We start from the raw sequence: 13,790 nt of genomic DNA, 5'->3' as shown, positions 1-13,790 counted from the left end.
TCGCCCGACCAAGCCATTGGGTTTAACCGTCTCGTTCCAGTGCTGTCCGGTAGTCATCCAACGGATCGGGCTCCGGGTCAGTGGGAAGTAAACAGAGGTCCGCCAAACGTCTTTCGTCGTGCTTGTACAGCCACCAGTACTGGCGATGACTCATCCACTTCGGCTTTAGGTACGGCCGAGGTTTCTGGGCGGTCCTGTGACGTGTCTTTCGCGTAGGCATACCTCGGTTGCTAGCTGTATGCGTTTGCGATGTTCCATGACGCGGCACCGATGCCAGCTCCGAGCAAGCCTCCGATGATCGCACCGGGGACTGCACCGATTACGAAGAAGGGGAGTCCGGCCAACCCGCCGAGGATGACACCCGCGGCCGCGCCGATGCCACTTCGTACTTCGATGGTGTCACCGGGCGGGAGGGCTACCGGGGTGGTTTCGATTTGGCTCGATCCGGGTGTGTTGACGGGTGCGGCCGAGGCTGCTGTCGCTCCGAAGGGTGCGATGAGTGTTGCGGCGATGATGGCTGCAATGGTTCTCAAAGGGAGTCCTTTACGGTTTGGGGTGCAAAGCATAACCGTCAGTCGGGTTCGACCCGGGTTTTGTCAGTCATTTGAATGACTCGGCTTGAGCCGTCGCCTTTGAGTCATCGTGTGACTTCGGAGCGTTCGATGATCCAACGGCCTTTGTGCATGCGTTGGTAGCCGATCAGGTCGCGCGACCAGAGGGCCTTGTAGACGTATTCGGGGTCGCAGCCGGCCAGGGCGGCAACCTCGTTGGGGGTCACGTACCGGTTGGAGGTGTCAATTTCCAAGGCGTATCCACTTGTAGAGTTCGGCGGGGTCGATGAGCCAGCGCCCTTTCGGCTTCCTGCGTTGGAACCCTTTGAGTTCGCCGGTGAGTAATGCGTCGTAGATGAACGTTCTTGAGCAGCGGGCTATAACGGCTGCTTCGCTAGGTGTCAGATAATCAGTCATCTACCCTCGGCATCCTGCTGCTGATCCATGACGTTAATAGAATCAGCGATACCTGTTGCTAGTCAATCGTTTTGGTGGTTCAAGTTTGGGCCAAAACTGTGGCATTCTGAACCAGTTCTGTTGCGAATGGCAACACGGTGTGACGGCAGAATTGGACGCCTTCCGCGGCTGCAGTCGACCCAATGGAGCTTCGCCCTGTGTCACTGATGCTCCCAGTGACCGCTCCCAGTTTTCCCGCTGACCGATGCAACCCACGCCGTCTAGCCGCTCACGCTTGAGGGCGTGAGCGGCTGTCAGGTGACCTCCCTGCGGATGATCAGTCGGCATGGAGGCTCCCGCGTCTCGGTACGCAGGATTGTCAGCACAAGCAACGAGAGGCCGCTGGTTAGTGTCGGGCTGCCCAGAGAACGACAGGAAGCGTCTACGGGGTCAGCAGGCGTTACGGCATTGCGTGCAGGTGATAGGTACGGGCGGTGCCGGGGCGTTCACGGTCGCCACGTACTCGCCACAACTGGTGCAGTTCAGATCGACTCTGCGCGGGTCTTGGAGGGTGCTAATCGCATGGACGATCTGCTTGGCTGTTGTCGAGGTGCATCGAGCAGCTTGGGTTTCGATGTCCCGGAGTTGGCCGCAGCTCATGGAGGCTGTGTCGGCCACTTGCTGCGCGCTCAGTCCGTGGCTTGTGCGGACATAGCGGAGCGTTTCGCCGGCGATGTTCATGCGGTCGAGGTGATCGAGGATGCTCATGCGTGCCACCCGAGAGCCAAGACGATCTGGCATGTGCCGACGAAGGCCGGGTAGATGCTGAGGCCGGCAAGGATGGTGAGCGCGTAGGCGCGACTCAAGGCGTTCTTGTCGGTGGTGTGAGATACGTTTTGCTTGCGGTTCACGGCGGCTAGTTCCCGTCGTCGGGCCGAAGGCCTCGGAATCGGGAGGGAAGCCCGATCCGGGGCCGTTTTATTCGGCTACCGTCTCACCGCAGAGACCATGAGTTGAGTTGCATGCTTATTGCATGGAACGCAAATGAGGCCCCCTCGAAAGGGGGCCTCACCTGGTCTTTCTTGTGGTGCGCGATACTGGGATTGAACCAGTGACCTCTTCCGTGTCAGGGAAGCGCTCTCCCGCTGAGCTAATCGCGCATGTCCTCGCATCGATTCTGCAATCGATGCACTAGCGAGGTGGAGACGGGAATCGAACCCGTGTGCACGGCTTTGCAGGCCGTTGCCTCACCACTCGGCCACTCCACCATGGGTCGAGACCCTCGAGCGGATGACGGGATTCGAACCCGCGACCCTCACCTTGGCAAGGTGATGCGCTACCACTGCGCCACATCCGCATACCTCGGAGGCGCTCACTGCTGGGCAGTTGTTGTCTCCGTGGTGCGGGGAAAACATTAACCCAACGGGAGTGAAACTCACAAATCTCGTGGTCAGCTGCAGAATTCGCGCGTTCGGCGCCTGTGAACGATGTGAAAGCAGTGGCGTGACGGCATTGGCTGGGCGCTGTGACTGTCGGTTCGGCGATCGGGCAGGCGATTCGGTTCGCCGTGACACCTCGTGTTAATGTTTTGCCTCGTTCGGTCCCGTGGCTCAGTGGGAGAGCGTCCGCTTCACACGCGGAAGGTCGCTGGTTCGATCCCAGCCGGGACCACAGAAAAGAAGGTCCACACCGCCCGTCGGTGTGGGCCTTCTTGCGTTCGAGGCCGGTAGCCTGAGCCGGTGAGCACCGAACAGTCGAAGCCCCAGGGTGTGGCAGACCAAGGTCCGATGGACACAGCGAAGGTCAAGCACCGGCGTTTTCGGGCGCGCATCGCCGAGAACAAGTCTCTCGACCTCGCGTACCGCATCACGGTCGGAGTCGTCGGAACAGTCGTGCTCATTCTGGGTGTGCTTGCCATTCCTTATCCCGGGCCGGGTTGGCTGATCGTGTTCGCGGGACTGGGCATCCTGGCGTCGGAATTCGCGTGGGCCAAGAGTGCACTGCGATTCGTCCGTAAGAGATACGACGCTTTCATGGCCTGGTTCTCGAAGCAGTCGATGTTCGTCAAGGGTCTCGGCGTGCTGTTCACCACGGTCGTCGTGCTCGCAACTCTGTGGCTGCTCGGAACGTTCGCGCTGGTGGGCGGCTGGTTCGGACTCGACTGGACGTGGCTCGAAAGTCCGATCTGATCAACGCGCCGCGCTGAGGGCCGACGAGGGGCTCGATGCCGATAGGCTGTCGGAGGCCTTCCTGGCCCGAAGAACCGATCGAGGAGTACATCGCCGTGAGCATGCCCGTTGTCGCCACCGTTCCACCCGCCCGCATCATGGTGCCGGCAGGAACGACGGCAGGTACGGCGCTCCGCGACACCGGCCTGCCGAACAAGGGACCCGACGCCATCGTCGTCGTGCGCGATCCCGACGGCAAGCTGCGCGATCTGTCCTGGTCGCCGGAGGGTGACATCGAGGTCGAGCCCGTGCCGGCGAACACCGAGGACGGGCGAAGCGTCATCAGGCATTCGGCCGCACACGTGTTGGCGCAGGCCGTTCAGGAGCTCTTCCCCGACGCCAAACTGGGCATCGGACCGTTCATCAAGGACGGCTTCTACTACGACTTCGACGTGAAGCAGCCGTTCACTCCCGAGGATCTGGCCGCCCTCGAGAAGAAGATGAAGCAGATCGTCAAAGCCGGACAGCGGTTTTCGCGTCGGGTGTACGAATCGGTGGAGCAGGCTCGCGAGGAGCTGGCGAACGAGCCGTACAAGCTCGAACTGATCGACGACAAGTCCGGCATCGACGATCCCGAGGTCATGGAGGTCGGTGGGGGAGAGCTGACCGCTTACGACAACCTCAATCCCCGGACCGGCGAGCGCATCTGGGGCGATCTGTGCCGCGGCCCCCACATCCCCACTACGAAGTACGTTCCTGCGTTCAAGCTGACCCGCAGCTCGGCAGCCTACTGGCGCGGCAACCAGGACAACGCGGATCTGCAGCGCATCTACGGAACCGCATGGGAGTCGACCGAGGCGCTCGACGCTCATCTCGAACTGTTGGCCGAGGCCGAGCGCCGCGATCACCGCAAGCTCGGGTCCGAGCTGGACCTGTTCAGCTTCCCCGACGAACTGGGCTCCGGTCTTCCGGTGTTCCACCCCAAAGGTGGTGTGATCCGCAACGAGCTGGAGAACTACTCGCGCCAACGGCACATCGAAGAGGGCTACGAGTTCGTCAACACCCCGCACATCACCAAGGGCCATCTCTACGAGGTCTCGGGTCACCTCGATTGGTACCGGGACGGCATGTTCCCGGCGATGCACCTGGACGCCGAACTCGACGAGAACGGCGACGTCCGCAAGCCCGGCCAGGACTACTACCTCAAGCCGATGAACTGCCCGATGCACAACCTGATCTTCCGTTCCCGCGGCCGCTCGTACCGCGAACTGCCGTTGCGCCTGTTCGAGTTCGGCTCGGTCTACCGGTACGAGAAGTCCGGCGTCATCCACGGTCTGACCCGCGTGCGCGGCATGACCCAGGACGACGCGCACATCTTCTGCACCCGCGAGCAGATGCGCGGCGAACTCACCAGCACGCTGGAATTCGTCCTCGGTTTGCTCAAGGACTACGGCCTCGACGATTTCTACCTGGAGCTCTCCACTCGTAATCCGGAGAAGTCGGTCGGCAGCGACGAGGTCTGGGAAGAGGCAACCAACACGCTCGCCGAGGTCGCGGCGGCGTCGGGTCTGGACCTGGTGCCCGATCCGGGCGGTGCGGCGTTCTACGGACCGAAGATTTCTGTCCAGGCCAAGGATGCTTTGGGCCGCACCTGGCAGATGTCGACCATCCAGCTCGACTTCAACCTGCCCGAACGGTTCGAGCTCGAGTACACCGCCTCGGGCGGAGTCAAGGAACGCCCGGTGATGATCCACCGCGCGTTGTTCGGTTCGATCGAGCGATTCTTCGGCGTGCTCACCGAGCACTACGCCGGCGCATTCCCGGCGTGGCTGGCACCGGTCCAGGTTGTCGGTATCCCCGTTGCCGAGGTGCACCAGGACCACCTCTTCTCGGTGGTGAAGGAGCTCAAGAAGCTCGGGGTGCGCGCCGAGGTGGATGCCAGCGACGATCGGATGCAGAAGAAGATCTTCAACCAGACAGCACAGAAGATCCCCTTCATGCTTCTCGCCGGCGAACGCGACGTCGAGGCCGGTGCCGTCAGCTTCCGATTCCGTGACGGCACTCAGGTCAACGGTGTTCCGGTTGCGCAGGCAGTAGCAACGATCACCGACTGGATCTCCCAGCGCAACAATGCATCACCGACTGCCGAACTCGTGCAGACCAGTACCGCAGGAGTGAGTTGACATGGGCGATCAGGACGAGTCGATCGTCGCCACCGGTGCCGGTGAGCCCGATCGGTTGCAGCGACTGTGGACCCCACATCGGATGTCCTACATAGCCGAGGCCCCACAGGCCTCGGCCAAGTCGAGTGAGCCGTTCTCCGACATCCCGAAGATGAGCGACGAGGACGGGCTGGTGGTCGCGCGCGGCGAATCGGTCTACGCGGTACTCAACCTGTACCCGTACAACCCCGGGCACACGATGATCGTTCCGTACCGCCGGGTCGCGGCACTCGAAGATCTCACGCCCGCCGAGAGCGCCGAGTTGATGGCGTTCACCCAACAGATGATTCGCGTCATCAAGACGGTGTCGCGCCCGCACGGCTTCAACGTGGGCCTCAATCTCGGTGCCGCAGCAGGCGGATCGTTGGCCGAGCACCTGCACCAGCACATCGTCCCGCGGTGGGGCGGCGATGCGAACTTCATCACGGTGATCGGCGGTGCCAAGGTGATGCCGCAGTTGCTCCGCGACACTCGGGCCCTGCTCGCGTCGGCCTGGAACGAATGAACAACAGGCGAGAGGAGCACGCGCCGTGCTGAGCATTTTCGGCCGTGCGCCGGTGTCGAAGGTGACCGCCCCGCTCGGGCGTGCACTCAACAGCACCGGACTGACCCCCGACTCGGTGACGATCATCGGCACCGTCGTCACTGTGACGGCGGCAGTGACGATGTACCCGGCCGGCTACCTGTGGTGGGGCTCGATCGTCATCACCCTGTTCGTACTCTTCGACATGCTCGACGGTGCCATGGCACGGGCCAGAGGCGGCGGAACCAAGTACGGGGCCGTCCTGGATGCGACGTGCGATCGAGTTGCGGACGGCGCGATATTCGGTGGCCTTGCCTGGTGGGCGGTGTATTCCGAGCAGGACAAGCCGCTGCTGGTGGCCACCCTGATCTGCCTGGTCACCTCGCAGGTGATCTCGTACGCCAAGGCGCGCGCCGAGGCCAGCGGACTCTCGGCCGACGGCGGTTGGATCGAACGCCCCGATCGCCTCGTCATCGTTCTCGTCGGAGCCGGCCTGACCGGCGTCGGTCGACACTTCGACATTCCGTGGCTGGACAGTCTGATCTACCCGGCGATGTGGATCCTCGCTGCCCTGAGCATCGTGACGGTGTTCCAACGCGTGCTGGCCGTCCGGGGGTCCGAAGGGGCTCGCGACATCATCGTGCCTCCGACGGCACCGGCCACCGACGATGGTGACGTGGCCGCGTCGTGAACTTCTCCGAACGAGCCAGCGACCTCGGGTACGCAGCCGGGTGGCGACTGGTCCGGTCGCTGCCGGAGGGTGTGGCGAGAGGTCTCTTCGACCGCGGTGCCGATATCGCGTCCACCCGAAACGGTGGCCCGGACCAATTGCGCCGCAATCTCGCTCGTGTCCTCGGAACCACCCCCGGCGAAGTGCCCGACGAGCTGATTCGCGACAGCGTCCGGTCGTATGCCCGCTACTGGCGAGAGGCGTTCCGGTTGCCGTCGATGGATCTGGCCGCCCAGGCCGCCGTCATCGACCGGTGTGTGAACGGACAGGAGCATCTCGAGGCTGCCCTCGCGTCGGGTAAGGGTGCCGTGCTGGCGCTGCCGCACAGTGGCAACTGGGACATGGCGGGAATGTGGCTGGTGCGCAAGCACGGTGGACTCTCGACAGTTGCCGAACGTCTGAAACCCGAATCGCTGTACCAGCGGTTCGTTGCGTATCGAGAGAGCCTCGGCTTCGAGATCTTCCCGCTCAGCGGCGGTGAGCAGCCGCCTCTGCAGGCGCTGAGCGAGCGCCTGCGCGAGAACAAGGTGGTCTGCCTCCTCGGTGAACGTGATCTCGCCAAGCACGGAGTGCCGGTGACCTTCTTCGGTGAACCGACCCGGATGCCCGCGGGGGCCGCGAAGCTGGCGATCGATACCGGGGCGACGCTGCTGCCGGTGCACGGTTACTTCGACGGTGACGGGTGGGGTTTCGACATCTTTCCCGCGGTGGATGTCTCGCACGGAATCGATGTCGCCACACAGGCATTGGCAGATCACTTCGCTGCCGGCATTCGGGCGCACCCGGCCGATTGGCACATGCTCCAACCCCTGTGGATGAGCGACTGGTCGGCCGAACGACGCGCCCGAATCGAGGGCGCGTGAAGATCGGTATGGTCTGCCCGTACTCGTTCGACGTTCCCGGCGGGGTGCAGGCGCACGTCCAGCAGTTGGCGGAGGTGTTCATCGAGCGCGGGCATCGGGTGAGCGTGCTGGCGCCGGCGTCGGACGACGTCGAGCTGCCGGAGTTCGTGGTGTCGGCGGGGGAGGCGCTCGCCATTCCCTACAACGGATCGGTCGCGCGTCTTCGATTCGGACCGGTGACGTATTCCCGCATCCGAAAGTGGATATCGGACAACGATTTCGACGTATTGCACATCCACGAACCGAACGCTCCGAGTCTGTCGATGCTGGCCCTCAAGGCTGCGGACGGTCCGATCGTGGCGACATTCCATACCTCCACCACGAAGTCCTTGGTACTCAGCACGTTCCAGGGCGTCCTACGTCCGTACCACGAGAAGATCAGCGGCCGGATCGCCGTATCGGAGCTCGCTCGACGCTGGCAGGTCGAGGCACTCGGATCCGATGCCGTCGAGATCCCCAACGGCGTCGACGTGCCCGCGTTCGCCGATGCCACTGTGCTGGAAGGCTATCCCCGAGCCGGCCGTACGGTGCTCTTCCTCGGCCGATTCGACGAACCGCGTAAGGGAATGGCCGTTCTGCTCGGTGCCCTGCCCGCACTGGTCGAATCACATCCCGACATCGAGATCCTCGTCGTCGGCCGCGGCGACGAGGACAAACTGCGCAAGGACGCAGGCGCACTGTCGTCACACCTGACCTTCCTGGGACAGGTGGACGACGCGACGAAGGCCTCCGCGATGCGCAGTGCCGATGTCTACTGCGCCCCGAATCTCGGCGGGGAGAGCTTCGGCATCGTGCTCGTCGAGGCCATGGCAGCCGGAACACCGGTCGTGGCAAGCGAACTCGACGCCTTCCGCAGGGTGCTCAGGGACGGCACCTGCGGACTGCTGGTTCCGATCGACGATTCCGATGCCCTCGCTGTAGCCGTCACCTCGATCCTGTCCGACGACACCGTCCGAGACCGACTGGTCGACGCCGCGTCGGTGGCTGTGTCCGCCTACGACTGGCCCGTCGTCGCCGAGCAGATCCTGCGGGTCTACGAGACCGTCACCCTCGGCGGGCAGAAAGTGCGAGCGTCGACCTGATGACCCTGTCTGCCGTCACAATTCTGGTGCTCGGGCTGATTGCAGTCCTGATTCTCGTCGTCGGTCTGTGGGCCTACGGGACGGCGAATCGACTCGATCGCTTGCACGTGCGCACCGACCTCGCGTGGCAGTCCCTCGACGCCGCACTCGCCCGCCGTGCCGTCGTCGCGCGTGCAGTGTCTGCTGCCACCCGCGACTCGGTGCCGTCGAGCAGAGAACTCGCCGCGCTGGCGGACCGAGCCGAGCGAGCCGACCGGTCGCAGCGAGAAGAAGCCGAGAACGCGGTATCGATGGCGCTCGCGGTCGTCGAACCGAATGAGCTTCCCCCGCAACTGGTTGCAGAATTGGCCGACGCCGAGGCTCGTGTACTGATTGCCCGGCGGTTCCACAACGATGCCGTGCGCGACACTCTTGCGTTGCGCATCCGTCGACCGGTCCGGTGGTTGCATCTCGGTGGAACGGCCGCACTGCCGTCGTACTTCGAGATCGCGGAGCGTTCTGCCGCTGCGACGTTCGGCAGCGAGAATCGGGCCACTCCTCGAACCTCCGCGCGAGTGGTGTTGCTCGACGAGCGCGGGCGCGTACTGCTGTTGCGGGGCCACGATCCGACAGTGCCCGACACCTTCTTCTGGTTCACGATCGGTGGGGCAGTGGAGAAGGGGGAATCGCTCCGCGAGGCAGCGGTGCGAGAAGTGCACGAAGAAACGGGATTGCGCGTCGCTGCAGCCGATCTACGCGGTCCGTTGTGGCGGCGCGTCGCCACGTTCCCGTTCAACGGAACCCTGATCAGGTCCGAGGAACTGTTCTTCGCGCACCGAACACAGGAGTTCGAGCCGGAGAGCGCCGGGTTCACCGACTTCGAGCGACGGACCGTGACCGGGCATCAGTGGTGCACCGAGTCCGACATCCGGGCGCTCAGCGCCCTCGGCGAGAACGTCTATCCTCAGGACCTGGCGGAACTGCTCGACGAGGTGAACGTGGCTCTCGCTCGACGCGGCGACCCGGACGTGCGCGCGATTCGGTAGGCATCTGGACCCTTTCGAGCAGTCCAGCAATCTTCAAGTGGTTATGGGAATCGCACGGGCGAAGGCCTATCGTTCTGGGCGCGACATCGCGCCGCGCGCGATCGCACCTATCAGCCCGCAGCGCCGCAACAGCGTCGAAGAACACAGGAGTTTCGCTTGACTACCCCACACGCCTCGAACACGCCCGCCGCATCGGTCGACGGTGGATCCGGCGAGAACGGAGTCGGAACCGCGCGCGTCAAGCGGGGTATGGCCGAGATGCTCAAGGGCGGCGTCATCATGGACGTGGTCACCGCCGATCAGGCCAAGATCGCCGAGGACGCCGGAGCTGTCGCCGTCATGGCTCTCGAGCGCGTTCCCGCCGACATCCGCGCCCAGGGTGGGGTGTCGCGCATGAGCGATCCCGACATGATCGACAGCATCATTTCCTCGGTGAGTATCCCGGTGATGGCCAAGGCACGCATCGGACACTTCGTGGAGGCGCAGATCCTGCAGAGTCTGGGCGTCGACTACATCGACGAGTCCGAGGTGCTCACCCCGGCCGACTACGCCAATCACATCGACAAGTGGAACTTCACCGTTCCCTTCGTGTGCGGTGCCACCAACCTGGGTGAGGCCCTGCGTCGAATCACCGAAGGCGCGGCAATGATTCGCTCCAAGGGTGAGGCCGGCACCGGTGACGTATCGAATGCGACGACGCACATGCGCAAGATTCGCGACGAGATTCGTCGACTCACCTCGCTGCCCGAGGACGAGCTGTACGTGGCGGCCAAGGAACTGCAGGCACCGTACGACCTTGTCGTCGAGATCGCCAGGGCAGGCAAGCTACCCGTCACGCTGTTCACGGCCGGCGGTATCGCCACTCCCGCCGACGCGGCGATGATGATGCAACTCGGTGCCGAGGGAGTCTTCGTCGGATCGGGAATCTTCAAGTCAGGCAACCCGAAGGAGCGCGCCGAGGCAATCGTCAAGGCCACCACGTTCTTCGACGACCCCGACGTTCTCGCGAAGGTCTCGCGTGGCCTCGGTGAGGCCATGGTCGGTATCAATGTCGATGACCTCCCCGTCGGACACCGGCTCGCCGAGCGCGGTTGGTGACTCGCTTCTAGGGTCGGTGTTCCAAGGCCGGGCGGTCCGGATGGTCCCATCGGACCAAAAAATCCGGCCGGCCGGCGGAACGGTCCGACCGATTCAGGCTGTCGTAGTACGTCGCCAAGGGCTCGCAGGTCCATTCTTCGGCCGCATCGGTTCTGCGCCGTAGCGCAGTCTCGGACAGCCGGAGGTGCACCGACAGATCGACGTCGAGGCCTCGCCCGAGCAGCATGGGACCGGCAATCAGCACGATCTCGTTCGGCGCTGCCGGGACGCTGCGGGCGCGAGCCGATCGATCGGTTGCCTCATCCCACAAGCGAGGCAGGAAGTGACCTCGGCCACCGGGTCGCAGCGGTGCGATGACCTCCCGAGATACGGCGTCGTAGTCGAACCACAGTGTGCGATAGCTCAATTCGTCGTGGCGTGAATACTCGAATCGGATCGACGCTGGTCGGACGTAGTCGTGCAGATCGATCACGGTTGCCGAACGACCGCCGGAGCGGACGTGTTCTGCTGTGCGCGAGGCGAACTCGACCGGCCGCGCAGCATCGGCACCGTCGACCACGACGATCGTTCGGGCGCCGGCCGGACAGGATTCGACGATCGATGCCACGAGGAGATCGGGAAAGATCGGCACAGGTTGACCCACACCGACCATCTTGCCTGGTCGATCCATTGTTAGCCTGATCCACTGGAGAAAGGTGGGCACCAGCCATGGCCAGTATCGAGGACATTCTCGAATTGGAACGGATCGAGAACGACATCTATCGGGGACGGACTTTCCCGAGTCGTCTACCCCGGACGTTCGGCGGCCAGGTTGCGGGCCAGGCGCTCGTCGCGGCGGTGCGCACAGTGGCCCCCGAGTTTCGTGTGCACTCGTTGCACGGCTACTTCCTGCGTCCGGGCAACCCCAACGAACCGGCCGTGTTCATGGTCGATCGAATCCGTGACGGACGGTCGTTCTGCACGCGCCGCGTCACCGGAATTCAGCACGGCAAAGCAATATTCACGATGTCTGCGTCGTTCCACGGCGACGACGACGGTATTTCTCATCAGGACCTCATGCCCGAGGTCGTCGGCCCGGAGACTCTGCCCGATCCGACTACCCTCGCCGAGTACGACAACTCGTACTACAAGGAGTGGTCGGAATGGGACATCCGTCTCATTCCCGATGGCCAGACCGTCAAGCATCCGAGTTTCGCTGCGCAGCAACGTGTCTGGTTCCGCTATCGCGATACGTTGCCCGACGATCAGGTCTTCCACGTCTGTGCACTGGCCTACATGAGCGACATGACGCTGCTGGGTTCGGCCAAGGTGCCGCACCCGGACGCCGTCACTCAGACCGCCTCCCTCGACCACGCCCTGTGGTTCCTCCGGCCGTTCCGTGCGGACGAGTGGTTGTTGTACGACCAGACGTCACCGTCCGCCGATTTCGGGCGGGCGCTGACTCAGGGCCGAATCTTCGACACCTCCGGGCGCATGGTCGCCGCGGTGGTGCAGGAGGGGCTGATGCGGTACGAGCGAGACACCAGCAAATCCAACGTCGATCCGTTCGGCCTGAAGTGACCTCTCCGACCATCGGAGTTCTGGCACTGCAAGGCGATGTTCGCGAACATCTGGCAGCACTCGAGTCGAGTGGTGCGAACGGCATCACGGTGCGGCGTCCGGCCGAACTCGCACAGATCGACGGGCTGATCATCCCCGGTGGGGAATCGACGACCATGAGCAACCTGCTCGGTGTGTTCGATCTTCTCGACCCGTTGCGTGCCCGATTGGCCGAGGGCATGCCCGCATACGGATCCTGCGCGGGGATGATCCTGCTGGCGTCCGAGATTCTCGATACCCGACCCGACGCGCGGCATCTGGACTCCCTCGATATCACCGTGCGGCGCAATGCTTTCGGCCGTCAGGTCGACTCCTTCGAGACCGATCTCGACGTCATCGAGATCGACGGCGGCCCGGTGCGCGCGGTGTTCATCAGGGCACCCTGGGTCGAGCGTGTCGGCGAAGAAGTCGAGGTCCTTGCCACCGTGCCCCATGGACCGGCCGCGGGACGTGTGGTGGCCGTGAGGCAGAACTCGGTGCTGGCGACGAGCTTCCATCCCGAGGTCACCGGGGACGATCGTGTGCACCGACTGTTCGTCGACATGGTGCGTCGCAGTTAGAAACGGTGTGCCGCCGTTTCGAACCCGCCGGAGCAGGTCGGTCCCGAGCGCGGTAGCGGGCGAGTAAAGTCGACAACACTGATTTCGAGCAGGAAGGGGCTCTATCGCATGAGCGGCCACTCAAAATGGGCCACCACCAAGCACAAGAAGGCGGTGATCGACGCCCGACGCGGCAAGTCTTTCGCCAAACTCATCAAGAACATCGAGGTGGCGGCCCGCACGGGTGGCGGTGACCCCACGGGCAACCCGACTCTCTTCGATGCCATCCAGAAGGCGAAGAAGACCTCGGTTCCGATCGACAACATCGAGCGGGCCCGTAAGCGAGGCGCAGGCGAAGAGACCGGTGGAGCCGACTGGCAAACCATCATGTACGAGGGCTACGGCCCCAACGGTGTGGCGATTCTGATCGAGTGCCTCACCGACAACCGCAACCGCGCCGCAGGCGAGGTACGCGTGGCAATGACGCGCAACGGCGGAAACATGGCAGACCCGGGTTCGGTCTCGTACCTGTTCTCGCGCAAGGGCGTGGTGACTCTCGAGAAGAACGGTCAGAGTGAGGACGACGTCCTGATGGCCGTTCTCGAAGCCGGTGCCGAGGAAGTCAACGACAACGGCGACACGTTCGAGATCGTCAGCGAGCCGACGGACCTGATCGCAGTGCGCACCGCGCTGCAGGAGGCCGGATTCGACTACGACTCGGCCGAGGCGAGCTTTCAGGCCTCGGTCAACGTTCCGGTGGATGCGGACGGCGCGCGCAAGGTCTTCAAGCTCATCGACGCGCTGGAAGACAGCGACGACGTGCAGAACGTCTGGTCCAACGTGGATCTGTCCGACGAGGTCATGGCCCAGCTCGACGAAGAGGACTGACCGCCTCGACTCGATCGAGCCAACAGGCCGGGTGTCGTATCCCTGATCCGTCGGTGCGCTCCGCTAC

General features: G+C 63.7%; 16 protein-coding genes and 4 tRNA genes. 12 read left to right on the top strand and 8 right to left on the bottom strand.

Annotated features, from left to right (window positions below; translation table 11 throughout):
* Positions 1–230: 230 nt before the first annotated feature.
* The 7 genes from CH294_RS22905 to CH294_RS22880 all read right to left on the bottom strand — a co-directional run bounded on the left by CH294_RS22905 (position 231) and on the right by CH294_RS22880 (position 2,304).
* The gene (locus tag CH294_RS22905) at positions 231–533 is read right to left on the bottom strand and encodes a hypothetical protein (protein ID WP_094739128.1); all 303 of its coding nucleotides are present in this window, start codon (positions 531–533) and stop codon (positions 231–233) included.
* Between the two features lie 104 nt (positions 534–637).
* Complete coding sequence (locus CH294_RS27295) at positions 638–805, bottom strand: helix-turn-helix domain-containing protein (RefSeq protein WP_141216536.1); 168 nt, start codon at positions 803–805, stop codon at positions 638–640.
* 592 nt (positions 806–1,397) lie between these two features.
* Positions 1,398–1,715 carry a helix-turn-helix transcriptional regulator gene (locus CH294_RS22895; protein WP_094739126.1) on the bottom strand — a complete coding sequence of 106 codons (318 nt, stop codon included), beginning with the start codon at positions 1,713–1,715 and terminating at the stop codon, positions 1,398–1,400.
* On the bottom strand, positions 1,712–1,858 hold the full coding sequence (locus CH294_RS27580; protein WP_170944820.1) for a hypothetical protein: 147 nt from the start codon (positions 1,856–1,858) through the stop codon (positions 1,712–1,714). The genes CH294_RS22895 and CH294_RS27580 overlap by 4 nt, the downstream gene beginning before the upstream one ends.
* A 174-nt stretch (positions 1,859–2,032) precedes the next feature.
* Positions 2,033–2,107 (bottom strand) — tRNA-Val (locus CH294_RS22890).
* 37 nt (positions 2,108–2,144) lie between these two features.
* Positions 2,145–2,215, bottom strand: a tRNA-Cys gene (locus tag CH294_RS22885).
* 17 nt (positions 2,216–2,232) lie between these two features.
* Positions 2,233–2,304 (bottom strand) — tRNA-Gly (locus CH294_RS22880).
* A gap of 242 nt (positions 2,305–2,546) precedes the next feature.
* Here CH294_RS22880 and CH294_RS22875 point away from each other — a divergent pair.
* From CH294_RS22875 to pdxS, 9 genes are all read left to right on the top strand, one after another.
* A tRNA-Val gene (locus CH294_RS22875) sits at positions 2,547–2,618 on the top strand.
* A 116-nt stretch (positions 2,619–2,734) separates the two neighbouring features.
* Entirely contained in the window at positions 2,735–3,136 is a 402-nt protein-coding gene (locus CH294_RS22870) for a TIGR02611 family protein (protein ID WP_032403651.1), read from the top strand.
* Positions 3,137–3,237: 101 nt separating this feature from the next.
* Complete coding sequence (gene thrS, locus CH294_RS22865; protein ID WP_094610464.1) at positions 3,238–5,298, top strand: threonine--tRNA ligase; 2,061 nt, start codon at positions 3,238–3,240, stop codon at positions 5,296–5,298.
* 1 nt (position 5,299) lies between these two features.
* The gene (locus CH294_RS22860; protein WP_032403320.1) at positions 5,300–5,842 is read left to right on the top strand and encodes an HIT domain-containing protein; all 543 of its coding nucleotides are present in this window, start codon (positions 5,300–5,302) and stop codon (positions 5,840–5,842) included.
* 25 nt (positions 5,843–5,867) lie between these two features.
* Positions 5,868–6,551: a phosphatidylinositol phosphate synthase gene (pgsA, locus tag CH294_RS22855; RefSeq protein WP_032403321.1), complete on the top strand. Its 684-nt coding sequence runs from the start codon at positions 5,868–5,870 to the stop codon at positions 6,549–6,551.
* Positions 6,548–7,453 carry a phosphatidylinositol mannoside acyltransferase gene (locus CH294_RS22850; RefSeq protein ID WP_094739125.1) on the top strand — a complete coding sequence of 302 codons (906 nt, stop codon included), beginning with the start codon at positions 6,548–6,550 and terminating at the stop codon, positions 7,451–7,453. The genes pgsA and CH294_RS22850 overlap by 4 nt, the downstream gene beginning before the upstream one ends.
* A complete protein-coding gene (locus CH294_RS22845; protein ID WP_094739124.1) occupies positions 7,450–8,574 on the top strand; it encodes a glycosyltransferase family 4 protein in 1,125 nt (374 codons plus the stop codon). Before CH294_RS22850 ends, CH294_RS22845 begins: the two co-directional genes overlap by 4 nt.
* Complete coding sequence (locus CH294_RS22840) at positions 8,574–9,599, top strand: NUDIX domain-containing protein (RefSeq protein WP_032403324.1); 1,026 nt, start codon at positions 8,574–8,576, stop codon at positions 9,597–9,599. Before CH294_RS22845 ends, CH294_RS22840 begins: the two co-directional genes overlap by 1 nt.
* A 156-nt stretch (positions 9,600–9,755) precedes the next feature.
* The gene (pdxS, locus tag CH294_RS22835; protein ID WP_032403325.1) at positions 9,756–10,697 is read left to right on the top strand and encodes a pyridoxal 5'-phosphate synthase lyase subunit PdxS; all 942 of its coding nucleotides are present in this window, start codon (positions 9,756–9,758) and stop codon (positions 10,695–10,697) included.
* Positions 10,698–10,704: 7 nt separating this feature from the next.
* On the opposite strand, the gene CH294_RS22830 is transcribed toward pdxS, so the two are convergent.
* Entirely contained in the window at positions 10,705–11,367 is a 663-nt protein-coding gene (locus CH294_RS22830; RefSeq protein WP_249305456.1) for a hypothetical protein, read from the bottom strand.
* 38 nt (positions 11,368–11,405) lie between these two features.
* Between CH294_RS22830 and CH294_RS22825 the strand changes: the two genes are divergently transcribed.
* The 3 genes from CH294_RS22825 (at position 11,406) to CH294_RS22815 (ending at position 13,723) form a co-directional block, all read left to right on the top strand.
* A complete protein-coding gene (locus CH294_RS22825) occupies positions 11,406–12,257 on the top strand; it encodes an acyl-CoA thioesterase II (protein WP_032377771.1) in 852 nt (283 codons plus the stop codon).
* A complete protein-coding gene (pdxT, locus tag CH294_RS22820; RefSeq protein ID WP_032403326.1) occupies positions 12,254–12,856 on the top strand; it encodes a pyridoxal 5'-phosphate synthase glutaminase subunit PdxT in 603 nt (200 codons plus the stop codon). The genes CH294_RS22825 and pdxT overlap by 4 nt, the downstream gene beginning before the upstream one ends.
* A 108-nt stretch (positions 12,857–12,964) precedes the next feature.
* Positions 12,965–13,723: a YebC/PmpR family DNA-binding transcriptional regulator gene (locus tag CH294_RS22815; RefSeq protein WP_094739123.1), complete on the top strand. Its 759-nt coding sequence runs from the start codon at positions 12,965–12,967 to the stop codon at positions 13,721–13,723.
* The last annotated feature ends 67 nt before the right edge of the window (positions 13,724–13,790 follow it).

Source organism: Rhodococcus sp. 14-2483-1-1, from assembly GCF_002259335.1.
Lineage (GTDB): Bacteria > Actinomycetota > Actinomycetes > Mycobacteriales > Mycobacteriaceae > Rhodococcoides.
Note: the sequence above shows the minus strand (reverse complement) of the source record. Positions and strands in the feature narration are given on the sequence as shown.

What these genes read in the sequence shown, in the direction of transcription:
- CH294_RS22830 (WP_249305456.1), bottom strand. Translation starts at nt 11,367, where the DNA reads ATGGATCGACCAGGCAAGATGGTCGGTGTGGGTCAACCTGTGCCGATC.
- CH294_RS22840 (WP_032403324.1), top strand. Translation starts at nt 8,574, where the DNA reads ATGACCCTGTCTGCCGTCACAATTCTGGTGCTCGGGCTGATTGCAGTC.
- CH294_RS22870 (WP_032403651.1), top strand. Translation starts at nt 2,735, where the DNA reads ATGGACACAGCGAAGGTCAAGCACCGGCGTTTTCGGGCGCGCATCGCC.
- CH294_RS22860 (WP_032403320.1), top strand. Translation starts at nt 5,300, where the DNA reads ATGGGCGATCAGGACGAGTCGATCGTCGCCACCGGTGCCGGTGAGCCC.
- thrS (WP_094610464.1), top strand. Translation starts at nt 3,238, where the DNA reads ATGCCCGTTGTCGCCACCGTTCCACCCGCCCGCATCATGGTGCCGGCA.
- CH294_RS22825 (WP_032377771.1), top strand. Translation starts at nt 11,406, where the DNA reads ATGGCCAGTATCGAGGACATTCTCGAATTGGAACGGATCGAGAACGAC.
- CH294_RS22895 (WP_094739126.1), bottom strand. Translation starts at nt 1,715, where the DNA reads ATGAGCATCCTCGATCACCTCGACCGCATGAACATCGCCGGCGAAACG.
- CH294_RS22815 (WP_094739123.1), top strand. Translation starts at nt 12,965, where the DNA reads ATGAGCGGCCACTCAAAATGGGCCACCACCAAGCACAAGAAGGCGGTG.